A 24,611-nucleotide genomic window follows, 5' to 3' on the forward strand; every position below is an offset into this window, starting at 1 on the left:
TTAGCTTTCGAAGGTTGGTCGGTAGGTGTCTTTGGAATAGGTGAAAACGGATTGGTCGAAGTCGTTGTATTCCTCGTAGCGCACCAGTTCATAAAGGCGGGAACGGTGTTGCATGCGCTCGAGCCAGTCAGTTTGTAAGCCGGTTTCATGCATATCCCGCAGGAAATCCTCGGTGGCGCCCATAGCCACGCGGAAGGTGGAGACAGGCCAGATGACTGCGTTATAGCCAAGGTCTTCTAGCTGTTGCGCCGAGAGCAGCTCGGTTTTGCCGAATTCGGTCATATTTGCCAGCAACGGTGTGTCGACAGCGGCGCGGAATTTTTCAAAGTCTGCCGGCTGGTACAACGCCTCAGTGAAAATAAGGTCCGCACCAGCATCGGCGTAAGCCTTTGCACGGTCGATGGCGTCATCGATGCCATTGACTCCTGCGGCATCGGTGCGGGCACAGATAATGAAGTTAGGGTCGCGCCGCTCGTTGACCGCGGCGCTAATACGGCGGAGCATAATATCTGTGTCCACCACCTCTTTGCCGTCGAGGTGGCCGCAGCGCTTCGGGTTGACTTGGTCTTCAAGGTGGCATCCGGCCAGGCCTGCGTCTTCGAGTGCGGCTATGGTGCGGGCGGCGGACATGGGTTCGCCGAAGCCAGTGTCGGCGTCGACAAGCACGGGCAGGTCCGTCGCGCGGGCAATCTGGCCCGAACGCTGCGCCACCTCAGTCAAGGTGGTCAGGCCAATATCGGGAAGGCCCAAATCATTGGCCAGCACCGCGCCGGAGACATAAACTCCGCCGAAACCACCGATATCCTGAATTAGCCGCGCGGTCAGAGGATTGAACGCGCCCGGCAATCGGGTAATGGTGCCGGATTCAAGGTCGGCGCGGAATTGCTGACGCTTTTCCGCGGGAGTTTTCAAAGAGCCAAATAGTCCAGCCATTAGAAGAGTCCTTCCGGTTTCTGGGGTGCGGCGGCGAGGTGAGCATCGGTCACCCGCACGTTTAACTCGGTAAGGTCAGTGAGATTTTCCAAGTTTTGGACGGCGTTGAGGAAGCGCTCTTGTTCGGCTTCATCCACGATGCCGTTTGCGAGTTTTCTGAACTTCTCTATGTATTGCTCGCGTGCAAAGGGTCGGGCACCAAGCGGGTGGGCGTCAGCAACGGCGCGCTCATCTTCTACCACCGTGCCGTCTTTGAAAGTGATCACAGCCTTGCCGCCAAAGGCCTTTTCAGAAAGGTCGTTGGAGTGATAACGGCGGGTCCACTCGGGGTCCTCGACGGTGGAAATCTTGTGCCAAAGTTCGATGGTCTCCGGGCGGTTGGCACGCTCGGGAGCATAAGAAGCCTCGTGGTCCCACTCGCCGTCCTCAAGGGCGACGGCAAAGATGTACATGATGGAATGATCCAGCGTCTCCCGGGAAGCAGAGGGATCCATCTTTTGCGGATCATTGGCACCGGTACCGATGACATAGTGCGTGTGGTGCGAGGTATGCAGAACGATGGACTCGATATCCGCTGTCCTCAGTCCCCTTTCTGCCAGGGTTTTCTTCAATGCAAAGGCCATATCAATGGGCGCTTGGGCCTGGTATTCGGCCGAGTGTTCCTTGGTGTAGGTATCCAAGATGGCTCGTTTTGGCTCGCCGTCCTCCGGCAGCGGGACGGAGTAAGTGCGCTCCGGCGAGTGCAGCATCCACGCGATGAACCCATCCTCGCCTTCCCAGATGGGCGCCGGTGCGCCCTCGCCACGCATCGCCCGGTCGACGGCCTCAATGGCCATTTTTCCCGCGAAGGCTGGGGCATAGGCCTTCCAGGAAGAAATCAGTCCCTTGCGGGATTGGCGGGTGGCGGTCGTGGTGTGCAACGCCTGACCCACCGCCTGGTAGATCGTGTCCCTATCCAAACCGAGCATGGTACCGATGCCGGCGGCCACGGAGGGCCCGAGGTGCGCTACATGGTCAATCTTGTGCTCGTGCAGGCAAATTCCCTTAACGAGGTTGACCTGGATTTCATAGCCGGTAGCGATGCCGCGGATAAGATCACGGCCGCTAAGGCCCTTGTGCTGCGCGGTAGCAAGAAGCGGCGGAATATTGTCCCCTGGGTGCGAGTATTCAGCGGCGAGGAAGGTGTCGTGATAGTCCAGCTCACGGACCGCTGTGCCGTTGGCTAGGGCGGCCCATTCGGCCGAGTAGGCTCCATCCACACCAAATACAGTGGAACCTCCCTCGCTTACCGGGTGTGCCTGCGCCATGGTGCGGGCGGAGGTTACAGGCCCCCGTGCCACGGAGGCCATAGCCACAGCTGCGTTGTCGATAATGCGGTTAATAATCATGTCGGTGGTCTCAGCTGGGACCTCTACGGGGTCCGCGGCCACTTCTGCCACCTTGTATGCCAAGTGTTCCTCATAGGGAAATTCCTCGGCGGATTTATGGGTGCGTACCTCGTGCTTCTTCACTAGATGGGTCCTCCTTCACTCTGCGGTGCGTCTCACATCACACTAAATGCTTGAATGTGCTCTGCGCTATAAGTAGGGTGTGTGTAATCTAGCGGAACGATTCAGTGGAATCTGCAAACCTTGTGGTTTCTTCTGTTCACGGCGGCGAAAGGTGGCCGAACTAGCGATGACCAAGCATTATGCGGGGGCACGAATCCATGCACTGCGCAAGCAGCGGGGGCTAACACAGGTAGCGATGGCCAAACAGTTGGGACTATCAACCAGCTACCTCAACCAGCTCGAAAACGATCAACGCCCGCTTACCGTCACCGTGCTCATGCAGCTGACCCAGCGCTTCAATGTGGATCCCGGATATTTCGCAGACGACCGCGATACGCGCACCATCACCGACCTGCGCCGCATCTTTCCCGACGCCGCCGAAGAGTCCTTGGCCGACCTAGCCTCGCGCTTTCCGGAGCTCATGCCCCGCTTCGTCGACGTCGCCACCCGCGCCCCAGCGCGGGAGCGCTCCCCTTTTGAGCTTGTCCGTGATTTTTTCTACGACGCCCATAACTACATCCATGAGCTCGATGTCCTAGCTGAAGAGCTCGCCGGCCAGCTCGGTGACCGGGTGCTACGCCGCGGCCGTTTAGCGTCCCGCATGCACGAGGACCTCGGCGTTACCGTCCGCTTTTCCCGGCCGGGGCCACGCCGCGACTTCGATCCAGACACCCGGGAGCTTGCGCTTCGTGACGGCCTTTCCGAAGCCCAATTGGTCTTTGAAATGGCGCTCCAATACTGCCTGCTCGCCTACCGCGATGTCTGCGATAACCTCGTCTCCGAGCTTCCTGCCGGCGAGGCGCAAGAACTAGCTACCTTAGGGCTTGCACAGTACTTCGCGGCCGCGGTCACCATGCCCTATCAACCGTTCCTGTCGATGGCTGAGAAGACCCGCTACGATATCGACCTTTTGTGCAACTACTTTGGCACCGGTTTCGAAACCACCGCACAACGCCTGGCCACCCTCCAGCGCCCAGGCCTTACCGGCGTGCCCTTTTCCTTCATCCGCACCGACCGCGCTGGGAATATCTCCAAGCGCCAATCCTCCACCGCCTTCCACTTCGCCCGCTCGGGCGGGTCATGCCCATTATGGGTAGTCCACCGCGCCTTTGAGACGCCCAATCGCATCACCCGCCAGGTAGCCGCCATGCCAGACGGTCACGCCTACCTGTGGATAGGTCGCTTTGTGCAAGGAACCGCACAATCTTGGGGAACCCCTCGCAAAGAGTTCGCCGTGGGCTTAGGCTGCGATATCTCTGAGGCCGACCGCATTGTCTACGCCGATGCGCTTAATTTAGACGTATCCGCCGCCACCCCTATCGGCCCTGGTTGTACCGCTTGCCCGCGCGAGCATTGCCCCCAGCGCGCTCTTCCTCAAGCGGATCGCGCCATCCAGGTTTCACTCAATCGCACCGCCGAGCATTCTTACTCCACCTTTTAACACCCAGATAAGCGCAGTTCACCTTGTGGTGGGTGAAGTCTTAGTTAGCAGTAAAAAGATCGGCGCTTTCGCGAGGTTCCTTTACTCCGCAAGATTTCCTCGAGTCTTCAAATTTTCAATGAAGTCAGCATTCAGCCAAAAATCATCACTGTTCTTGGCTTGTTGGCTGTACTCGAGTAATTCTTCCAACGTATGGAGATAGACCTCGTGTTTTTCAAGAGTCGGCCAAGTAATTTTATCAGGAGTCGTGAAGTCGATTTGTCCGATTGGATAATCTCCTGCTAACTGGTCTGCCCAAAGATGTGAAGCGACTGCGTTATACAAGACAAACTCACTCAAGTCATCGCGGTATCGCATACCAGCCCCCACCACTTCATACCCAGCAAAAGCCAACCCAGCCTCGAAATCAACCTCGACGGCTATGACAGTATCGATGGCTAATTCATGACGCACAATAGCAACAACCGTGAACTGGGGTTCTTTCCAGGTTCCTTCGTGAAAGTAACGGTTGTCCGAGGCAGTGAAACTATCAAGACGCGGAGCCAAATATTCTTCGATCTTTGAAAGATCTAGCTCTGCAATACCGATGCCCTCGGACGCGCTAGGCTTGCCTGTCATGACCTGACCATAACACCTCGCTATTGCCAACAGAACGCGTTACAGCAACGCAACTGGGATGAATGTCCGCATCGAGTTTGCGGCGACACAGAACCTTTCGGCGAAGCGCAATGGGCAGTCAGTGCCCAGAATTAAACCTCCTTAGCTCAAGAATGACTCAAGGTTCTCTGAGCTAAGGAGGCTAATGCCACTTGGGAAAGGCGTCCTCAAAACGCAAAGGAAGCTTTACTCCAAATCGTCGTGGGCAACGAGGCGTCGTGCAGCCTCGGTGATGGTGCCCGACAGGGACGGGTATACGGCGAAGGAATCGGCCAGCTGGTTCACGGTGAGCTGGTTCGTCACGGCCATGGCAATGGGCAGAATGAGCTCGGAGGCGGTCGGCGCAACGATGACGCCACCGATAACGCGGCCAGAGGTGGCGCGGCAGAAGAGCTTGACAAAGCCGTGCTGCAGGGAACGCATCTTGGCTCGCGGGTTGGTATTGAGCGGCATGGTGATGGTGCGGGCGGCGACCTCACCGGCCTCGATTTCTGCCTGGGTGAAACCGACGGCGGCGATTTCCGGACGGGTGAAGACGGCGTTGGCCACGGTCTTCAGGCGCAGCGGGGAAACGCCCTCACCCAGTGCGTGGTACATGGCTACGCGGCCCTGCATTGCGGCGACGGACGCCAATGGGAAGAGGTCAGAGCAGTCGCCAGCGGCGTAGATGCCGGCAATATTGGTGCGGGAGACGCGGTCGACCTGAATGTGGCCGGACTTGGCGGTTTCCACGCCCACGTTCTCCAGCTTCAAGTCCTGGGTATTCGGGATGGAGCCGATAGACATGATGACATGGGAGCCGGTGATTTCGCGGCCGTCCTGCGTGGTGACCAGGACGTTGCCATCCTCGGTGCGGTTGACGGTTTCCACGCGGCAGTTCTTTTCCAGTTCCACGCCGCGCTCGCTCAGCACGGTCTCGAGGACGTCGGCCGCATCGGCGTCGTCATGCGGCAAAATACGGTCGCGGGAGGCAACCATAGTGACCTTCACACCCAGCTCTGCAAAGGCGGAGACGAACTCGGCACCGGTGACGCCGGAACCGACGACGATGAGGTGCTCCGGCAGCTCAGTGAGGTTGTAGACCTGCTGCCAGGTAAGGATGCGCTCGCCATCCGGCTGAGCGCCGGGGAGAATGCGAGGGGTGGCGCCGGTGGCTACCAAGACAAGATCTGCGTTAATGGTTTCCTCGTGGCCGTCCTCGTTGAATACCGCGGTGACCTTGTGGCCGCCAAAGGCATCGGCTTCCTGATCCTCTGGGAAGTAGCCGCGGCCGTCAATAACGCGGGCGCCTAGGGATTCCACGGTGGCACGGATATCGGAGGACTGCTTGCTTGCTAGGTCCTGCACACGCTTATTCAGCGCGGTTAGGGATAGGTCGGCTTGGCCAATGCCTTCGTTGAGCTTCATATCCTCGGCACGGCGCAGGTCGGTTTTAATATTGGCACCAGCGATGAAGGACTTGGAAGGAACACAGTCCAAGATAACGCTGTTGCCACCCATGCCTTGGTCTTCAATAATGGTGATTTCTGCACCATATTTAGCACCTGCCAACGCTGCCTCATAGCCGGCTGGGCCGCCGCCGATGATGACGATTCGCTTGGTCTGGTTCAACACGCACATGCTCCTTTATCGGCTCCACTTTAAAAGTCGCTTACGAGTCTAACGTGTAGGACCTTAAAGCGCGTTAGTCTGTCTCCGCATTCTCGCCTATGAACTGCTCAACCACGGCGCCAAAGAGTTTGATGCCCACGCCGATGGCCCTCTCGTCGACGATAAGATCGCCCATGTGCAGGTCATGCTGCTCGCCTTCGCCGGACCAGCAGCCCAGCCGCGCCATGGAACCAGGGACCTTTTCCAGGTACCAAGAAAAGTCTTCGCCACCGGAGGACTGCGGGGCTTGCACGACGGCCTGCGGGTCGATGGATTGGGCGGCGGAGGCAAGCAGGGCGGTTGCGACGTCGTCGTTAAGCACTGGCGGAACACCGCGGTTGTAGGTCAGCTCATGCTCAACGCCAACCGGCGCGAGGATCTGTTCCACCAGCTCGGTAAAGAGGCTTTGCATATCGCGCCAGATGCCAATATCGGCCGTGCGCATGGTGCCGGTCAGGCTGCCGGTCTCCGGAATGGCATTGGGCGCGTAGCCCGAATTCACCTGGCCAAAGACCAAAACGGTGCCGGTGCGCGGGTCAACCCGGCGCGAGAGCAGCGCGGGTAGCTCGGTGATGACCTTGCCCAAGGCGTAGATGACGTCGGCGGAAAGGTGCGGGCGGGAAGTATGTCCGCCTGGGCCCTTGATATTGAGCTCCACCACGTCGGTAGCAGAAGTGATCGCCCCGGCACGGATACCGATGCGCCCCACGCGCAGCTTGGGCTCGGCGTGGATGGCAAAAATGGAATGCACACCTTCCAGCGCGCCCCATTCAATAACGTCGGTCGCACCGCCGACCCAGACCTCTTCGGCCGGTTGGAAGATGACGCGAATGCCCAGCGGAAGATCGTGGACGCGTTGGAAATCCGCCAATGCGCAAGCCAGACCGAGCGCCACGGTGGTGTGCACGTCGTGGCCGCAGGCATGCATCTTTCCGGGAACTTCGGAGGTATATTCCAAGCCAGTGACCTCCGTGACTGGCAAGGCGTCGATATCGGCGCGGAAGGCCAGCCGGCCTAGCTCCGTATCAGGCCCGATATCTACCATAAGGCCGGTCTGTGGAAAGCGCTGTGGCTGCAAGCCATAGTCCTGCAAGACAGTGGCCAGGAAATTGGTGGTTTCCACCTCGTGGTTCGCGGTTTCCGGGTGGCGGTGGATATGGCGCCGCCACGCGATGACCTCCGCACGGTGGGCATTGAACCACTCGTTGATGAATTCCGAGATCATCCGCGTGCCTTCCCTGTCGTTGAAATACGTCTGGGTGCAAAGTCTACAACTAGACCATGCGGTTCAGTAACTCAGGTGGTGATGCGGGGTGCGCTAGTTCAGGGCGCCGTTCCACGTGGCGGCAAACCGACGCCGGTCCACATAGCCTTGTGGGAAGGGCGCGACGTCCTCGGCAACGGCCACCGCGGAATCGGTCAAATGCCCTTCCACCACGTCCCCACCAGCCGGCAGCAACACCGCTGGCGGGATTTCTAGGGCCAAGGCCAGCTTATATACCGTAGACAGCTGCGGATCGGCCATGGCGTGCACGCCATTCTCGTTGCGCTCCAGATTGGAAATTTGGCTGCGAGAGACCCCAGAAATCTCCGCCAGCGCCTGCTGCGAAATCCCCCGACGCTGTCGCACCCGCCGCAATTGTTGCGAAAATCCGTGGCCGTAGCTCGACCACATTAGATGAATGAAACTCATATTCTCCCCCTGGAAAGTGCGGTCGCCTTTCCAGGGAGAAGATTACCTTAAAGGTCGATATTGCGCGGACCGTAGAGGCGGTCGCCGGCATCGCCCAAGCCCGGAACGATATAAGCATCCTCGTTGAGCGAAGGATCGATAGCGGCGGTGACTAGGCGCACCGGCAGATCGGATTCAGCCAGCGCATCCACACCCGGCTGCGCCGAGACCATGCAGATGGCGGTGATATCGGTGGCGCCGCGGCCAGCGAGCAGGCGCAATGCGTGCAGCAGGGAACCACCGGTGGCCAGCATTGGATCCACCACGAACACCGTACGGCCGGTCAGGTCCTCCGGCAATGCCTCCAGGTACGGCACCGGCTCGTGCGTCTCTTCGTTGCGGGCCATGCCAATGAAGCCGACCTGCGCATCCGGAATCATAGACAGGGCCGGGTCCACCATGCCCAGCCCGGCGCGGATGATCGGCACGATGATGGGCGGGTCCTGCAGGCGGGTTCCCTGTGCGGTAGAAACCGGGGTGGCGCAGTCGAAGTTCTCCACGGCAAGGTCGCGGGATGCTTCATAGACAAGCATGGCGCCCAAGTCTTTCAGGGCGGCGCGGAAAGCGGAGTTATCGCTGCGCGCATCGCGCATGAGGGTAAGGCGGGAGGCGGCAAGCGGGTGGTCTACTACGTGGATGTCCATGACCACCACTTTAAACTTTTTGGGAACCAAATGGGCCATCGGGCAGTCCAATAGGGCATGAGACCTTTCACGATCGATACTGACTATGCCCGCCACCTCGCCCGCGACCTGCACGCCCAGTCCCAAGTGGAGAATCCGCCCCATCCAATTTTGCCTGAAGATTCCGCATTCACAGCTTTCAATGAGGCCGTGCATGCCGCGCTCGATAATGTGGGCGCGCGCATGAGCGTGCTGCGCAACGATATGGGGCAGGTTGCCCACTCCGGTTTCCAGATGTCGCGCGAGGCAGAAGACACCGATGCCTCGCTAGGCCAGCACCTTGGGGCGGCGATGTAGATGCTCGATACCGCGCTCAAGCAGATTGCCACCATGCAACCGGCACAACTTCCGGAGGTTGAGCTTCCTCGCGTGCCGGATCTCTCCGCCGCCGAGCCTTTGGCCGCCATCGCCCACGGCAATCCCGCTCCCCTACTCGAATCGGCGAAAAATATCGATCTCGATAATGCAACCATCTCTGCCGCGCTCAGCCAGGCCCGCACCTTGGTAGCGGGTACCATCCGGGATCTGGTGGGCATCGCCACGCAGCTGGTGCGCCAGGCCCTGCCTACCGCGCTGGGTTTCCTGTCGCTGGATCCATCGGCGCGTGCCGCCGCTCTGGCTCAGCTTCGCGCGCTTATCTCCCAGCACTTGGGCATGGCCACTGCCCGCGTGCAGCGCTTGATGGGTGATCTCAGCGCGGCCGCTCAGTCCTTGCAGCCGGTAGCGCAGCGGCCGGTGCACTCCGCGCTTGCCGACGCCCCCTTAAGCCCCACCGGTGCCCAGCACTCCGCCGCTCTTCCAGAACAATCCGCGGCGGGCGCTGGTGCCGGCGCCGATGCTGCCGCACACGACGCGCCTTCTCCCCCGCCCGCACCTGAGCCTTCTGCCGAGGGTGGTTCGGCCGCCGGGCAGGCCGCGGTCGCCGCGGCGAAGAGCCAAGTGGGACAGCCCTACGTGTGGGGCGGCACCGGAAACGGTGGCTTTGATTGCTCGGGCCTTACCCAATGGGCGTATTCGCAAGCCGGGGTGGACTTGCCGCGCACGGCGGACCAGCAGGCGGTTGGTCAGCAGGTCAGTGCGGATCAATTGCAGCCCGGTGACCTGGTGGTATGGGATGGGCACGTGGCAATGTATTCCGGCAATGGCGAAATCGTGGAGGCCGGTGATCCGGTGCAAACCAACCCGCTGCGCACCACAAATATGGGTATGCAATTCAAAGGCTTTTGGCGGCCTACGGCCTAAGACCGGTGCGCGCTCGCGCGCTGCTTAGGGCGTTGGGTAGACTAAAACGCCATGAGCATCCGCGCAATTGTACCTGTAAAGCTCTCGCTGACCGAGGGCGATTTTTATACCCTCTGGGCGCCCAAGTGGCGCCAACATGGCTCCGAGTGGCAGGCCTTTTTGGGCGATGACGAGGCCGTCCTAGCCTTTAACTCACCCGCCGAGCTGCTGTGCTTCGTGGAGTCTGGCACCAAGCACGATTTGCTGGACCATCCGCAGTGGGACCAGTTTGCCGGCCGCGATGCAGACCGCGTTACCCCGGCTGAGCGGAATGAATATGATCTCATCGGCATGCCGGAAGCGCTGGCTGGTCGCCCGAGCCACCAGAACGTATCCACGGTGGCCCGCAACCTGGAGATAGCCTCCGCGCTTGCCGACGTCGCCGGTGCAGAGCACACCACCATCTTCTTCGCCTCCCACTCCATCCTGCGCAATGTCTCCCGCGGCGCCGACCACTACTCCGGCGAACAAGGCATGAGCGAGTGGTCCGGCGTGGGCCACGTCATCGCCGGCAACTGGAAGAAAGTCATCGAAGACCTGGATGAGCACGTCCGCGTGGTCTCCAGCGATGACTTTGATGCGGCTAAGGTTTCCGATGCCAAGGAGCGCATCTCTTCTGCTGCTGCCGCCTCCGCTGCAGCGGCCAAGGAAGCCGAGGAAAAGCGCAAGGCCGCCGCCGAGGCCGCTGACCCGTACGATAACTCCCCGTGGGCCGCCGCCGGCATCGATCCCATCAAGATCACCGCGCAGTCCAAGTCCGTCTACACCCTGCGCACCTACTTGGACGGCAAGCCCATCTTCTTGGGCAAGTGGGGCGAAATTTTCACCTTCGATTCCCCGAAGACCCTCGTGCGCTGGATTATAGACAACGATGACCACGATCTAGCCCGCGTATCCACTTGGGAAGAGGTTGTCGCCGCTGCTAATGCCGGCGAGCTAGAAGTTCAGGTCCACCCGGATAACCAGTATTCCTTCAACGGCATCGTGCGCGATATCGAAAAGGGACCGGAGGCCGTCGATTCCGATCAGATGGCGCGCTGCTATGAGGTATGCGCAGACGCCGCCGACTGGGCCGGGGACGATTCCATTAACTCCTATATGCTGGCCAACCCGCGCCTGCAGGACTACTTGGGCTACATGCTCGGCTCCACCGAGCACGCCGGCTACGTACCGTCCAAGCCATATAACGAGCACGCCGAGTCTTGGAAGGGCTTGGAGGATATGCTCATCAAGCGCTTCTCTAAGTTCTAAACCCACACGGTTCGCACGACCCCGGCCGCGCGTAGCACATCAGCCGCCCCCGCCATTGTCCCACTGCACAGCAGCTGGACGGTGAGGGGGCGGCTTTTGTGTCTAGTCGCTGCGTGCTTCTTCCTCTTGGCGTCGGGTCCGGTCGCGCATGTATTTATCGAAAATCAGCCACACTATCCCCAAACTGAGTCCAATAATGGAGCGGCCTAGAGTCCCTATTCCAAAGACTCCGCCCAGAATCAGACCGAGAACAATCACGCTGGCGAAAGTTACGACCCACGACACGTGCGTGTTGTATTTCATCGCTCGTGCTCCCTTAGTACGTGACTTTAGAGGTGGCGGCGAAGGTGGTCAATGAGGGCGTCGATAAGCTCGCGCGATTGTGGCGCCTTGGGTTTAATCTGGTCGAAGCCGTGGTAGGCGCCGGCCCACACGTCGAGGGTGGTATCCACGCCGGCTGCGTCGAGGGCTTGGGCAAAGGCCACGGATTCATCGCAGAAGAGGTCGATGCCGCCCACCCCGATCCACGTCGGCGGCAAGCCGGAAAGATCACTGCGCGTGGCTGGCGAAGCATAAGGCGGCAGGTCAACATCCAAGTGGTCATCTCCCAGGTACATGGACCACGCGCCGCGGTTCGGGCCCGCCGTCCAGATGAATTGGCCCACCGCACCGGACTTATCCGTGGTGCGGTGATCCAGCATGGGATAGACCAAGCCGAGCGCGCGGACCGGATGGCCCTCATCAAAGGCACGCTGCACCAGACCCGCGGCGAGGCCGCCGCCGGCGCTATCGCCAGCGACCGCGATGCGCGAGGTATCCCCGCCCAGCTTATCGCCGTGTTCTTGCACCCAACGCAGCGCGGCGTAGCACTCATCATGGTCCGCGGGGAACGGCTCCTGGGTGGATTTGTGGTAGCGCGGGGCCACCACGATGGCACCGAGCTCGGACGCCATGCGGGCATTCTGCGGGTCATACATGGCCGGGCCGCCGATGAGATGGCCGCCGCCGTGCGTCCACACCACCACGGGGCGCGGCCCAGCGGTGGCTGTGCCCTGGGAATCGCCGCGTGGGGTAAGCACGCGGGCGCTAAAGGCGTGGCCATCGAAGGAAGCGGAGAACTCCGTAATATCCACCGCGTGCCGCACCGGACGGGAGAAATCGATGCTGGCAAAGAAGCGGCTGGCGCGGGCAAAGGTGGCGTCGGCAAGCAAATGCATCGGCAGGTACAGAACCGGGCTGCGCAGGCCCGGTGCCACCTCACGCAGGTACGGCCGGCGGCTGAGTGCATACGCCGCCATGCCCGCGGCCCCGGCCACTCCTGTCAGGGCAGTCCCGGCCTTGAGGATTCGCGGGATGCGCATTTAGAAATCGCGCAGAATGCGCTGTGCCAGCGGCTCAGAGGAAGCCGGGTTCTGGCCGGTGTACAGGTTGCGATCCACGATGACGTTCGGGGACATCGGATCGGTCTCCTGGTAATCCGCGCCGAGCTCGCGCAGGCGGGTCTCCAATGCCCACTTAGCGGCGGCGACCATCTCCTCGCCTTCCTCGGCATTGCTAAAGGCGGTCATCTTGTAGCCTTTGAACGGCCAATTTTCGTTATCCAATGCCAATAGCGCGGCTGGGGCGTGGCAAACGAGGCCGAGCGCGCGGCCGGAATCCATACGCGCCTGAATCAACTTGGCAGAATCCTGATCGTAGGCAAGATCCTCCATCGGCCCGTGGCCGCCTGGGTAGAAAATGAGGTCATAGTCTTCCTCATTGACATCGGCCAGGTTCAGCGGGTTCTCTAGCGCCACGCCCAACTCCGCCAAGTAATTCTCCTGCGCCATGCGCACGTTATCGGGCAGTACCTCTAGGCTGTACTCATCTACGACGGGAGCCTTCGCGCCTGGGGTCGCGAAGTGGATATCCCAGCCTGCGCCCTGGAAGACGCGGTGCGGGGCAATAAGCTCCTCGGCCCAATAGCCGGTTGGGCGCTTGGTGCCATCGGCCAGTGTCCATTCCTCAGCAGCGGTAACAACAAAAAGTACGGAAGGCATGTAATTCTCCTTTAATCGTTTCTATTCTTCAGCGGCGTCTGCAGCATCTGCGAGGGACCCTTCCGTGTCCGGGCCAGCAAGCTCCGGATCAGATAGTTCCTCGTATGCTGGCAAGATAACCGTTTCTAGCAGATGCTGCCGTAATTCCTGGTCAGCGAAGGAATTCTCCACCGCTTTGACGGTAAGATCGAAAAATTCCTCCAGCCCGTAGCCAAAAGTCTCACTCAGCGCAAGGAACTGCTTGGTCAAGGTAGTCGCGCCCGAGGAAATGGTGCAGGTAAAACCCAGCTGTTGCAGCAGTGGCAGTGGGTGGTCGGTCAGCTCCTCGGCCTCCTCTAGTGGGGTAAAGACCAGGGGAATATGACGGTCGCGGATGTAGCCAGAGGCCTTACCCGGCACGATGCCTTCAATATTCGCAGTGAAGTCATCGATCATATTCACCGGGTGGATAAGGCGGTTCACGCCGGCCTGGGCGGCGCGCTCTACTTCTGCGAAGTCCTCGCCCACGTGAATCTGGGTGGGCAGGTATGCGGCGCGGAAGTCCGCGGCCGTGCCCGCTTGGTCCTGGGGCAGGTTGTAGCCCACCACGGGGGCGTCGTCAGGCACTACTGCCTCAGGGGCCGTGCCGGCGAGGACGAGGCGGGAGTCGAGGGAAGGAATGCGGGCTGCACCAGCGGCTTCGACAACCGCGGCAGCGTCTAGGCCAATCGCTGCTGGATCCAGGTGCAATTCCGCGTAGACCACGCCATCGGCGGCCAAGGCTTCGTAGCGCTCGCGGATGGTCGCGGTAAGTTCCTCCGGCGTGGCGGCCGTGGAGTTAATGGTCTCAAAGAGGGAGACCTTAGGCAGCTTGGCCACCACGTCGGCGGCGGAGTCCTTGTTTTCAGGGCTAATCAAAGGCGCGTCATGCATGCGTCCCATCGTAGGCACGGGCCTAAGATGTGTCATGTCATGAAAAGAATTATCGCTAGTTCTCTCGTTGCCGTCCTGCTCAGCGGCGCACCGCTCGCGCTGGCGGAAGAGCCGGAAACTCCGACCACCACGCGTACCGCCGCCCCGGATACCGATAAGTGCCCGCACGCCGAGCGCCCGGAAAAGGCCACCACCACCTCAGAGCGCCTCGCTCCTGGGCAGGCCTCCCCCACCCCGTTGCCGCCGGTGGATAGCGATGAGGCCTGCGGCACCACCCTGCCCGAAGGGTTCAAGGTGGATAAGGATGTGGTGGCTGCGGCGTGGATGGTCTCCGATATCGATACCGGCGAAATCATCGCGATGAAGGACCCTAACGGCCGCTACCGGCCGGCCTCCATCATCAAGGCGCTGCTGGCGCTGGTGGTCATCGACGAACTGGATCTGCACCAGAAGGTCGAGGTGGGCGAAGAATCGGCACAGATTGATGGCTCAGCGGTAGGCATCGGCCCGGGCGGCACGTACACGGTGGAACAGCTTTTGCAGGGCTTGCTCATGGCCTCTGGCAACGATGCCGCGCACGCCCTGGCCCAGGAACTGGGCGGGGACGAGGCCACGCTGCGCAAGGTCAATGACAAGGCGGCCGAGATCGGCACGAATTCCACTTATGCGGCCAGCTACTCCGGGCTCGATGCCCCGGGCATGTCTACCTCGGCAGAGGACATTTCCCGCATTTACCGCGCGGCCTTCCATAACCCGACCTTCGCGCGGATTGTGGATACAGAGTCCGTGGAGTTCCCCGGCTGGGGCGACCTTGATGGTTACCAATTAGGCAACGATAACGGGCTCTTCCTCAATGATCCGGATGGCATTGGTGGCAAGACGGGCTTTACCGATGACGCGCACCATACCTTCGTCGGCGCGCTTGACCGCCATGGCCGGCGGCTGCAGGCGGTGCTGCTCGATACCACCGTGGAGCACGGCCCGCGCGCGTGGGAGCAGGCTCAGAAACTGCTGCACGAGGCCTATAAGGTGCATCCCGGGGATGGTGTAGGGCATTTGCTTGCCGACGCCCATTCCGACGCCAACTCCCCTGCGTCCCCTGCGGCAACGCCGGCGCCCGATGCCCAGGCGCAATCCGCGAACTCTTCCTTGGACGGGGTGCAGGGCTGGCTCGGCTGGGTTATCGCCGGCGCCGTAGTGTTGCTGGCTATGTGCGTGGGTGCTTTTTCACTACTTCGGCGTTAGCCCACTCATCGTGGGTGCCGCGGCGGTTATTCTTCTCCGAAATGGTGAAGGTATGCACGCCGGCGCCCACCCAGCTGGCGAACGTACCGGGGCCCGGCACGATATTGACTAGGCGCCACCACTGACGCTTAGCGGACTGGGTGAGGGTGAGCCGCTCTTTGGTGTCGACATCGCGCACCGTGTAGCCCATCAGCAGCTTAGCCGGGCTGGCGCCGAGCCAACACTCAGTGCCCAAGGTGTAGAGCAGCAAGATGATAGCGCCGCCAATGAACGTCGAAAGCTCATCCACGCCGCCGGACAGCAGCGCGCCGCCGAAGCTGCCGCTAATGAGCGAAAAGAAGATGAGGTCCAAAATGGCCATGCCGATGCGCGCATCTTGACCGGCACGCTGGCTAATTTCAGGCGCTGGGTGCTGTACCAGCGGTGCGGGGACGGCAGCGTTCGCCGTTGCCGGCGGGAATGGATTGTGCTGCGGGGCAAAGGGATTGCGCGAATATGGCGACCCATAGGGGCTCGCGGTCTGCGCAAATCGCGGTTCCTGCTGAGCGTGACGCCCCGGCCCGGCCGCCTGACCGGGCTGGAATGACTGAGCTTGCTGCTGGGCTTGCTGTGGCCGCGGGTTCCACTGCCCTACCGCACCCAGCTGTCCTAGGTCTCCCCAGGTGGGGCGCACTCCCGCCGCGCACGCCTTATCGTATTCGGACCGCTTTGCAGCAGAGCCTAAGACGCTGGCAGCGATGCGCAGCTGCGCGCGCCGCGGATCTTCAATGTCTTGGCCTTGCTGCTGCAGCAGCACATCCTTGGACTCCAACAAGACTAAAAGCTCGTGCTCGCCATCGCGGCGATCTAGTCCCCATTCCTCATAAAGATTCGGTGCGATGTCATTGGCGTTCATAATGCTCCATCTTAAAGCCCACTGGCAGCGGCGGCCTCACCCCTAAGGAGGAGATTTTACTTACGGCGCAACAAGCTCCATGCGCCCACGGCCGCGGCGCCTACAGCGGCGCCAACGCCGAAGGTCGCACCTGCAGGCGCGCCTTCCTTGACCTCGTTGCGGACGCGAATAACGGCCGGCTCTGGGACCGGCGGGTGAGCGTACTTCAGGGACTCGGCGGTGGTGGCGGTCCACGCGGAGACGTACAACACCACGCGCCAGATTAGGTACATGACCACCATGAGCACGATGACCGGTCCGAAGACCGCGCCGGCAGGGCTGCCGGTAGCAGAGGACATGATGACCGTAGACAGCTGCTTAAGCAGCTCGAAAGCGACGGCACCGATGGCTGCGCCGATAAGGCCGGACTTCTTCGGAACCTTGGTGCGCGGCAGGATCATAATCAGCCACCACATGACAATGAAGTTGGCCAGAAGGCCCACAGCCAAGCCGACAAAGAAAATCACCAGGTCCATGCCCGAGAAGGACTCGATTCCTACGCGCTCAAAGATCTTCTGGGTAAGGCCGGAGGACCCGGCAGCGGTCACGCCAAAGGCGATGAGGAACGCCACGATAAGGCCAATGAGGCCCACCAGGTCAGACAACTTCTTCTTCAAGAAGGAACCGCCCTCGTTGGCATCGATACCCCACATCGCCGAGATACCGATGCGCAGGTTATTCATCCATCCCAGGCCGGACCACAGGGTGGTCAAACCACCGATACCGAACATGGCGCCGCGTTGGTCAATGGCGGTATCGAGGATTTTGTTAACCGTATCGCCCATATCGCCATCGATAGAACTGGTGATATGGGATTGCAGATCATTGAGCAGGTCCTCGCGGTTAGCCAAGACGGCGGCGACGGTGGCCACGATCAGCATGGCAAGCGGGAAGATGGAGAGCACCGAATAATAGGTGATGCCGGCGGCAAACTGGTTGCCGCCTTCGGCACCGTAGCGCTCGTTCATGCGCATGAGGTGGTCAACGAATCCGGACTTGGAGCGAATCTTATCTACCGCACCGGGATCGTCGGCATTGGCGCGTTCGATGCCGTAGTGGTCCGTCTTCTTCGAGGAGGATTGCGTGGTGGTAGGCACGTGCTTCCCTTCTTGCTCGCACAGTTTTTATCCCACCTAGAGTAACTGGCAAACCCCCACTTGTCCCTTTGTGGGGTGGGGCACGGGGGAAGCGGCCGCTTGCTACTTGCGCAGGCGGGGAAGGAAGCCGACCTTTTCATAAACGGCGTCGACAAGCGGCTGCGCAATCTCTTGCGCCGTCTCCGCGCCCTGCGCCAGGATGCGCTCGAGCTCGCCGCGGTCCGCCATCAACTCGTCATAGCGCGCCTTGAGCGGAGTGGTAAATTCCTGCAGCGCGTCGGCGGTATCGACCTTGAGGTGGCCGTAGCCCTGGCCGGCGTACTTTTCCACCAAGGAATCGATGGATTCACCGGTGAGCGCAGACTGGATGACCAGCAGGTTGGACACACCCGGCTGGTTATCGCGGTCGAAGGCCACCGAGCCCAAGTCATCCGTCACGGCGGACTTGATGCGCTTAGCCGAGGTCTTCGGCGCATCGAGCAGGTTGACCAGTCCCTTCGGGTTAGCGCCAGACTTGGACATCTTGGACGTCGGCTCCTGCAGGTCATAAATCTTTGCCGCACCCTCCGGGATGAATGGCTCCGGTACCTTGAAGGTCTCGCCGTACTTATTGTTGAAGCGCTCGGCCAGGTTGCGGGTCAGCTCCAGGTGCTGGCGCTGATCCTCGCCCACCGGCACATAATCCGGCGAGTAGAGCAAGATATCGGAGGCCATGAGGATCGGGTAGGTAAATAGGCCCACCGAGGTGCGATCCGAGCCCTGCTTGGCGGACTTATCCTTGAACTGGGTCATGCGGGAGGCCTCGCCAAAACCGGTGAGGCACTGCAGTACCCAGGTCAGCTCCGCGTGGGCGGGCACGTGCGACTGCACGAAGAGCGTGGACTTTTCCGGATCAATGCCCAAGGCAATGAGCTGTGCGGCACCCGCGATGGTGCGGTTGCGCAGCTCCTCCGGATTTTGCTCCACGGTGATCGCGTGCAGGTCAGGGATGAAGTAGAAGGCGTCATAGCCGTCCTGCAGGTCAATCCACTGCTTGAGCGCTCCTAGGTAATTACCCAGGTGATAGGAATCAGCGGTGGGTTGGATACCGGACAGGACGCGGGAAACGGTGGAATTGTCTGCAGTCATGGTGCCTTATCCTACCCCCTAGCCTCGCCGCGCGGTTCACATCCTTCCCCGGCGCCGCCTGAGCGAGGGATCGAAAAAATCCCCTACCCGTAGGGCAGGGGAAGCGGCGCAAGAACTTAAATCTTGCGGGAGGTGGGGCTAACAACATCCATAAAGATGGCAAAGCCCGCAACCATCAGCGCGCCGCCCACGCCCATCAGCACGATGGGGCCGAGGAAAGCGAAGGACGGACCAACAACGGTCCACCACCAGATGCTCAGGCCGAGGATTACAGCGCCGAGGACGAAAGAAATAATTGCGCGAGCCATGAACTTTCTCCGTTGCAGATTACTGAATTTTTTGACTTACCTATACTAGCACTACTGCTTGTGTTTGGGTGCCTTGCGCTTGCCGACGTCCCCCTTATTGAAGCTCCACTGCTGCTCCACGTTTACTCCCCGTGCCCCTGGCGAGTGCCGGCCGCTCGGCCGCGTAATCGACTGCTGCTTCGGCCGGCGCGCGATGCGGTTGCTCGACATATCGCTGTAGTCCGTTCCTTCGGTCGCGGTAAAGAACGCTCGAGACTTTTTCCTAAACGTCCGGCTCAAGGGGCGGCTTAGCGGCCGAGTCAGCGGGCGCGTGATCGGGCTGGCATAGCGCGTGGCCGCACCCGCCTTGCGCTTGGCCTTGCGGGCGCCATCGCGCACGATGCGCGCGGACAAACGCAGTCGCGGGTCCATCTGCTGCTCGGCATCGCGATATTCAAAGACGGGCAGGCCTTTCTTGAAGTAGATCGCGGCCAAGCGGGCAATAAAGCACACGGAGGCGGTGATAATCGCGGTCGGTTCCTCGGCCAGGCCACTGTGGTACAGCGCCATAAATAGCGCCGCGGCGAGCACCGAAATCGCGGCGTAAAACTCGCCGGAAAAGACCAGCGGGATGCGATCCGAAAGCAGGTCACGCAGCACGCCGCCAAAGACGCCGGAAATCACCGCGGAGACCGAGGCGATAATGAACCCGTGCCCCAGGTGGACCGCGATTTGGGTACCGAGCACCGAAAAGACCGCGAGGCCCAGCGCGTCCAGGATGAGGAAGAGGTGGCGGAAATAGTGCATGAGGAAGGACATGCCCACCGTCACTACGGCCGCCACGATGACGATCACCAAATAGATGGGGTGCTCAACCCAGGTAAAGGGAGGATCATCGAGGATCATATCGCGCACCGTACCGCCGCCCAACGCCGTCATGGAGGCGATCATGGTGACGCCAAAAAGGTCGAGCTTTTGGCGGCCGGCGGACAATGCGGCGGTCATGGACTCAGCCGTAATACCAACTACATACAGGACGCTAAATAGTGGCGTCATCAGCGGTACTCCACCAGCAGTGGGGAATGGTCTGACCAGCGCTGCTCCACGGTAGGGGCCTTATCCACCCAGGTGCGCTGCGCGCGCTCCAGCATCGGGCGGGTGGCCGCCTGGTAATCGATGCGCCACCCAGCGTTGTTATTAAATGCCTGGCCACGGTAGGTCCACCAGGTATAAGGACCATCTTCTTCTGGGTGCAGGCGGCGGGCGACGTCGAACCACTGCGGATCCGCGGCCGGGGACCACGGCTCGCCGCCCGCGTACTCGACAACACCCTGCCACTGCCCCAGGTTCTTCTTTTCCTGCGGCTCATCATCCGGGAACGAACCAAAGACGTGGTCCATGAAGGCGCGCTCCTCCGGCAGGTGGCCGGCCTTCTTTTCGTTGGCCTTATTATTTTTCAGGTCCTGGGCGCGGTGGCAGATATTCCAGTCGCCGCCGATGACCATATCGGCCGGGCTGCCATCAGAATTCTTGCGCGCCGCGTTCTCCGCCAGCACCTCCTGGAACTCATCCAAGAAGCGGTACTTTTCATCCAACTTCGGCGAACCAGTATCGCCGGAAGGCAGGTACAGGGAGGCGACGCGAATATCGCGGGTGGTAGCGGCGATCCATCGGCCGGCGTCGGTAAAGGAGCCGAAGCCCACTTCGACGTCGGCAAGCGGGGTGCGAGACAAGATACCCACGCCGGCGCGGCCCTTTGCGGCGGCGTCGGCAAGAGCCAAATGCCAGCCCGACTCCAGGGCCGGGGCCAAGGCCTTTTCGGCCTGCTCCGGGGTTGCGCGCACCTCCTGCATGAGCACGATTTCGGCCGGAGTCTCCTCTAGCCAGGCATTCATTCCAGGGTTATTTTCATTGCGCTGCTTGCACGCAGCGCGGATTCCATTGACGTTTACGCTCGCGATGGTAAGGGTCATGCCAACAGCATATCGGTCCGCTTAGGCGCGGCGAGCAAGGCGCTTTTTATCCCACATCGTCGCAGCCCACACCAGGCAACCCGCAGCCGCCAAGCCGGCACCCGCCAGCGCCGGGGCAGAGTAGCCCAAGCCGGCACCCACGACGGCGCCGCCAATGGTCGCACCGGCCGCGTTTGCGATGTTCAGCGCGGATTGGTTGAGAGCGGCGGCCAAAGTCTGGGCGTCGCCAGCCACATGCACCAAACGCAGCTGCAGCGAAGGCACCAGCGTGGAGCCCATAAAGGCCACGCAGCCAAAGCACAAGGTAGCGGGGATGGCATGGCCGGAGAGGAAGTAGAAGGCTGTCAGGATAACGATGAGGCAGGCCAAGGCAAAGATAATGCCAAACTCCAAGTTGCGGTCCGCCAACCAGCCGCCGAAGGCATTGCCGATGGTCATGCCGATGCCATAGGCCATGAGCACCACCCAGATGAGGTTCTGGTCCATGCCGGCGACCTCGGTCATGGTCCAAGAAATATAGGTATAGACGGAGAACATGCCGCCAAAGCCGACCACGCCCATGATGACGGTAAACCACACCTGGCTGTTTTTGAACGCACCGAATTCGGTGCGGATATCGGTCTGCTTCATCTCCGTCATGTGCGGCATCAGGAAGAATAACGCAATGGCGGTAATGACGCCCAAGGCTACGACCACTAGGTAAGCCGCCTGCCAGCCCAGCGCGGAGCCGAGGGCTTGGGCAGCCGGCACACCAATGACCGTGGCGATGGCCAGGCCCATGCCCACATAAGCCATGGCTTTGCCGCGGCCGCCTGGGGGCGCCATGGATGCGGCGGAAAGGTTCGCTACGGAGAAATAAGCGCCGTGAGGCATACCCGCGATGAAGCGCGCAATCATGAGGATCGCGTAATTCGGTGCCAAAACCGAGAGCAGGTTACCCACCACGAGGAACCCGATGAGCAGCAAGATCAGGCGGCGGCGCGGCAGTTTGCCAGTAAAGGCCGCAATCAGCGGGGCACCGACCACCACGCCCATCGCATAGATGGTGATGAGCGTGGAGGCGTTTTCTTCCGAAATGCCAAAATCATCCGCAATAAGCGGCAGCAGGCCCATGGACACGAACTCCGTCGTGCCGATGGCAAACGCACCCAGGGCCATGGCCACCATGACGATGGCACGGCGGCGGGCGGTAATCTCCGTTTGCAACGGCAGCGGACGGCGGCGAATGCGGTGTTCGTGTGTGCTGCGCGGTCTTTGCTCATCGATGATTTTCATGGAGTGTGAGGGTACACCCCACGTTTAGCTGTAGCATGCCCGCAGCGGGTGGTCGTGAATATCTCCACCCCACCTGCGCATGGGTGATGATTACCACGCAACCCTTTTCAAGGGGCGCAAATGGGGGATCACTATCAGCAAACTGGCCCACATGCCGCCCACAAAATCGGTAATCTGGGCACTTGAACAATTTTCCAACGTTATATAGGAGAATCATGGCAAAGATTACGTGGACCCGTACCGATGAGGCGCCGCTGCTGGCGACCTACTCCCTCAAGCCCATCGTGGAGGCCTTCGCTTCCACCGCGGGCATCGACGTGGAAACCCGCGATATTTCTCTGGCCGCCCGCATCGCCGCGCAGTTCCCAGAGCGCCTGACCGAGGAGCAGAAGGTCGAAGACGCCCTGGCAGAGCTGGGCAAGATGGCCAAGACCCCGGAAGCAAATATCATCAAGCTGCCGAATATTTCCGCTTCCCTGGTGCAGCTGAAGAAGGCCATCGCCGAGCTGCAGGCTGCCGGCTACGACCTGCCTGATTACCCGGATAATCCTTCCACCGAGGAAGAAAAGGACATCGCCGCCCGCTACGATTCCGTCAAGGGCTCCGCTGTTAACCCAGTGCTGCGTGAGGGCAACTCCGACCGCCGCGCACCGGAGGCCGTGAAGAACTTTGTGAAGAAGCACCCGCACCGCATGGGCGAGTGGTCCAAGGACTCCAAGACCAACGTTGCCACCATGGCAGACAGCGACTTCCGCCACAATGAAAAGTCCGTCATCCTGGACAACGAGGACACCCTGTCCATCGTCCTGAAGACCGCCGACGGCGAGCAGACCCTGCTGCCGGAGCTACCGGTTCTCAAGGGTGAGGTCATCGACGGCACCTTCATGTCCGCCAAGGCCCTGGATGAGTTCCTCATCGCACAGGTCAAGCGCGCCAAGGAAGAAGGCGTGCTCTTCTCCACCCACCTGAAGGCCACCATGATGAAGGTCTCTGACCCCATCCTCTTCGGCCACGTCGTCCGCGCCTTCTTCTCCGATGTATATGACAAGTACGGCGAGGAGCTGCTGGCTGCCGGCCTCAATGGCGAGAACGGCCTGGGCGCTATTTACGAGGGCCTGAAGAACCTGGATAAGGGCGAGGAAATCAAGGCTGCTTTCGATGCTGCGCTTTCCGACGGCCCCGACCTCGCCATGGTCAACTCCCACAAGGGCATCACCAACCTGCACGTGCCTTCCGACGTCATTATTGACGCCTCCATGCCCGCCATGATCCGCACCTCCGGCCACATGTGGAATAAGAACGACGAGGAGCAGGACACCCTCGCCGTCATCCCGGATTCCTCCTACGCCGGCGTCTACCAGGCCGTTATCGAGGACTGCAAGGAAAACGGCGCCTTCGACCCAACCACCATGGGTACCGTGCCGAACGTGGGCCTCATGGCGCAGAAGGCCGAGGAGTACGGCTCCCACAATAAGACCTTCAAGATTCCGGCCGCAGGCACCGTTGAGGTCCGCAACTCCCAGGGCGAGGTCCTCATCTCCCACGACGTAGAGGAAGGCGATATCTGGCGCGCTTGCCAGACCAAGGACGCCCCGATCCAGGACTGGGTCAAGCTCGCCGTCAACCGCGCTCGCCTGTCCGGCATGAAGACCATCTTCTGGCTCGACCCAGAGCGCGGCCACGACCGCAATATCAAGTCCCTGGTGGAGAAGTACCTTAAGGACCACGACACCGAGGGCCTGGATATCTCCATCGAGGATCCGGTCACCGCTACCAAGACCTCCATCGAGCGCATCCGCCGCGGCGAGGACACCATCTCCGTTACCGGCAACGTGCTGCGTGACTACAACACGGACCTCTTCCCCATCCTCGAGCTGGGTACCTCCGCCAAGATGCTGTCTGTGGTTCCGCTCATGGCAGGCGGCGGCCTCTTCGAGACCGGTGCCGGCGGCTCTGCCCCGAAGCACGTCCAGCAGGTAGAGGAAGAAAACCACCTGCGCTGGGATTCCCTCGGCGAGTTCCTAGCCCTGGCAGAGTCCTTCCGCCACGAAAAGCAGACCAACGGCAACGAGAAGGCCGGCGTCTTGGCCGCCACCTTGGACAAGGCCACCGAGCGCCTGCTCAATGAGGGCAAGTCCCCGTCCCGCAAGGCAGGCGAAATCGACAACCGCGGTTCCCACTTCTTCCTGGCCACCTTCTGGGCCGAAGAGCTGGCTAACCAGAGCGATGATGCCGACCTCGCCGCTGCGTTCAAGGACGTGGCTTCCCAGCTGTCCTCCCAAGCAGACGAGATTGCCCAGGCGCTTGTCGACGCCCAGGGCAACCCCGCCGACCTCGGCGGCTACTACTGGCCGAATGACGAGAAGACCTCTGCCGTCATGCGTCCAGTTGCTCAGTTCAACGAGATCATCGACGGCCTGAAGAAGTAAGTCTTCCCAGGCGAAAGCCGCCCCGCAGCGTTGATTGTGAACTGGCCCCCGAAAGTTGGACTGGTTTAATTCTAGGCGGTTAGGGCTTCAAGGGTCTGATTTCGATATTGCATC

Annotated in this window: 23 protein-coding genes; 6 read left to right on the forward strand and 17 right to left on the reverse strand. The window is 60.9% G+C overall.

The window, feature by feature from the left end:
- Positions 1-933, reverse strand: a complete 933-nt coding sequence (gene prpB, locus QP324_RS07005; protein ID WP_284815265.1) for a methylisocitrate lyase — start codon at positions 931-933, stop codon at positions 1-3.
- A complete protein-coding gene (gene prpD, locus QP324_RS07010) occupies positions 933-2,444 on the reverse strand; it encodes a 2-methylcitrate dehydratase PrpD (protein ID WP_284815267.1) in 1,512 nt (503 codons plus the stop codon). Before prpD ends, prpB begins: the two co-directional genes overlap by 1 nt.
- A 166-nt stretch (positions 2,445-2,610) precedes the next feature.
- On the opposite strand from prpD, the gene QP324_RS07015 reads away from it, so the two are divergent.
- A complete protein-coding gene (locus tag QP324_RS07015) occupies positions 2,611-3,924 on the forward strand; it encodes a short-chain fatty acyl-CoA regulator family protein (protein ID WP_284815269.1) in 1,314 nt (437 codons plus the stop codon).
- Positions 3,925-4,005: 81 nt separating this feature from the next.
- On the opposite strand, the gene QP324_RS07020 is transcribed toward QP324_RS07015, so the two are convergent.
- The 5 genes from QP324_RS07020 to upp all read right to left on the reverse strand — a co-directional run bounded on the left by QP324_RS07020 (position 4,006) and on the right by upp (position 8,607).
- Positions 4,006-4,542: a hypothetical protein gene (locus tag QP324_RS07020; RefSeq protein WP_284815271.1), complete on the reverse strand. Its 537-nt coding sequence runs from the start codon at positions 4,540-4,542 to the stop codon at positions 4,006-4,008.
- A 225-nt stretch (positions 4,543-4,767) separates the two neighbouring features.
- The gene (locus QP324_RS07025) at positions 4,768-6,195 is read right to left on the reverse strand and encodes an NAD(P)H-quinone dehydrogenase (protein ID WP_269954139.1); all 1,428 of its coding nucleotides are present in this window, start codon (positions 6,193-6,195) and stop codon (positions 4,768-4,770) included.
- A 70-nt stretch (positions 6,196-6,265) separates the two neighbouring features.
- The gene (locus QP324_RS07030) at positions 6,266-7,456 is read right to left on the reverse strand and encodes an amidohydrolase (RefSeq protein WP_239278037.1); all 1,191 of its coding nucleotides are present in this window, start codon (positions 7,454-7,456) and stop codon (positions 6,266-6,268) included.
- Between the two features lie 93 nt (positions 7,457-7,549).
- A complete protein-coding gene (locus QP324_RS07035) occupies positions 7,550-7,924 on the reverse strand; it encodes a helix-turn-helix domain-containing protein (RefSeq protein ID WP_239278038.1) in 375 nt (124 codons plus the stop codon).
- 47 nt (positions 7,925-7,971) lie between these two features.
- Positions 7,972-8,607, reverse strand: a complete 636-nt coding sequence (gene upp, locus QP324_RS07040; RefSeq protein ID WP_049378022.1) for a uracil phosphoribosyltransferase — start codon at positions 8,605-8,607, stop codon at positions 7,972-7,974.
- Positions 8,608-8,664: 57 nt separating this feature from the next.
- On the opposite strand from upp, the gene QP324_RS07045 reads away from it, so the two are divergent.
- Genes QP324_RS07045 through QP324_RS07055 form a run of 3 tightly spaced genes read left to right on the forward strand, consistent with a single transcriptional unit; the run spans position 8,665 to position 11,178 of the window.
- Positions 8,665-8,943 carry a chemotaxis protein gene (locus QP324_RS07045; RefSeq protein WP_225745901.1) on the forward strand — a complete coding sequence of 93 codons (279 nt, stop codon included), beginning with the start codon at positions 8,665-8,667 and terminating at the stop codon, positions 8,941-8,943.
- Positions 8,944-9,888 carry a C40 family peptidase gene (locus QP324_RS07050; protein WP_284815275.1) on the forward strand — a complete coding sequence of 315 codons (945 nt, stop codon included), beginning with the start codon at positions 8,944-8,946 and terminating at the stop codon, positions 9,886-9,888.
- Positions 9,889-9,939: 51 nt separating this feature from the next.
- Positions 9,940-11,178, forward strand: a complete 1,239-nt coding sequence (locus QP324_RS07055; RefSeq protein ID WP_284815277.1) for a hypothetical protein — start codon at positions 9,940-9,942, stop codon at positions 11,176-11,178.
- 329 nt (positions 11,179-11,507) lie between these two features.
- On the opposite strand, the gene QP324_RS07060 is transcribed toward QP324_RS07055, so the two are convergent.
- The 3 genes from QP324_RS07060 to QP324_RS07070 are packed head-to-tail and all read right to left on the reverse strand — an operon-like array spanning position 11,508 to position 14,129.
- The gene (locus tag QP324_RS07060; protein ID WP_239278041.1) at positions 11,508-12,539 is read right to left on the reverse strand and encodes an alpha/beta hydrolase; all 1,032 of its coding nucleotides are present in this window, start codon (positions 12,537-12,539) and stop codon (positions 11,508-11,510) included.
- Positions 12,540-13,217, reverse strand: a complete 678-nt coding sequence (locus tag QP324_RS07065) for a type 1 glutamine amidotransferase domain-containing protein (RefSeq protein ID WP_284815279.1) — start codon at positions 13,215-13,217, stop codon at positions 12,540-12,542. It abuts the gene before it with no gap.
- A gap of 21 nt (positions 13,218-13,238) precedes the next feature.
- Positions 13,239-14,129: an adenosine deaminase gene (locus tag QP324_RS07070; RefSeq protein ID WP_225745907.1), complete on the reverse strand. Its 891-nt coding sequence runs from the start codon at positions 14,127-14,129 to the stop codon at positions 13,239-13,241.
- Between the two features lie 39 nt (positions 14,130-14,168).
- Between QP324_RS07070 and QP324_RS07075 the strand changes: the two genes are divergently transcribed.
- Positions 14,169-15,374 (forward strand): D-alanyl-D-alanine carboxypeptidase family protein, encoded by a 1,206-nt coding sequence (locus tag QP324_RS07075; RefSeq protein WP_225745908.1) that lies wholly within the window; start codon positions 14,169-14,171, stop codon positions 15,372-15,374.
- On the opposite strand, the gene QP324_RS07080 is transcribed toward QP324_RS07075, so the two are convergent.
- From QP324_RS07080 to QP324_RS07110, 7 genes are all read right to left on the reverse strand, one after another.
- Positions 15,337-16,269 (reverse strand): RDD family protein, encoded by a 933-nt coding sequence (locus tag QP324_RS07080; protein ID WP_225745909.1) that lies wholly within the window; start codon positions 16,267-16,269, stop codon positions 15,337-15,339. The genes QP324_RS07075 and QP324_RS07080 overlap by 38 nt on opposite strands.
- A 56-nt stretch (positions 16,270-16,325) precedes the next feature.
- Positions 16,326-17,405: a YhjD/YihY/BrkB family envelope integrity protein gene (locus QP324_RS07085; RefSeq protein WP_284765949.1), complete on the reverse strand. Its 1,080-nt coding sequence runs from the start codon at positions 17,403-17,405 to the stop codon at positions 16,326-16,328.
- Between the two features lie 102 nt (positions 17,406-17,507).
- On the reverse strand, positions 17,508-18,533 hold the full coding sequence (gene trpS, locus QP324_RS07090; protein WP_005322617.1) for a tryptophan--tRNA ligase: 1,026 nt from the start codon (positions 18,531-18,533) through the stop codon (positions 17,508-17,510).
- A gap of 116 nt (positions 18,534-18,649) precedes the next feature.
- On the reverse strand, positions 18,650-18,841 hold the full coding sequence (locus QP324_RS07095; RefSeq protein ID WP_049378073.1) for a hypothetical protein: 192 nt from the start codon (positions 18,839-18,841) through the stop codon (positions 18,650-18,652).
- A 51-nt stretch (positions 18,842-18,892) separates the two neighbouring features.
- Positions 18,893-19,876: a trimeric intracellular cation channel family protein gene (locus QP324_RS07100; RefSeq protein ID WP_284815281.1), complete on the reverse strand. Its 984-nt coding sequence runs from the start codon at positions 19,874-19,876 to the stop codon at positions 18,893-18,895.
- Entirely contained in the window at positions 19,876-20,793 is a 918-nt protein-coding gene (locus tag QP324_RS07105; protein WP_284815283.1) for an exodeoxyribonuclease III, read from the reverse strand. The genes QP324_RS07100 and QP324_RS07105 overlap by 1 nt, the downstream gene beginning before the upstream one ends.
- A 21-nt stretch (positions 20,794-20,814) precedes the next feature.
- Positions 20,815-22,068: an MFS transporter gene (locus QP324_RS07110; RefSeq protein ID WP_284788129.1), complete on the reverse strand. Its 1,254-nt coding sequence runs from the start codon at positions 22,066-22,068 to the stop codon at positions 20,815-20,817.
- Positions 22,069-22,283: 215 nt separating this feature from the next.
- On the opposite strand from QP324_RS07110, the gene QP324_RS07115 reads away from it, so the two are divergent.
- On the forward strand, positions 22,284-24,497 hold the full coding sequence (locus QP324_RS07115) for an NADP-dependent isocitrate dehydrogenase (RefSeq protein WP_284815285.1): 2,214 nt from the start codon (positions 22,284-22,286) through the stop codon (positions 24,495-24,497).
- Positions 24,498-24,611: the final 114 nt, after the last annotated feature.

The sequence above is a fragment of the Corynebacterium sp. UMB0012 genome (assembly GCF_030216265.1).
In the GTDB taxonomy this organism is placed as follows: domain Bacteria; phylum Actinomycetota; class Actinomycetes; order Mycobacteriales; family Mycobacteriaceae; genus Corynebacterium.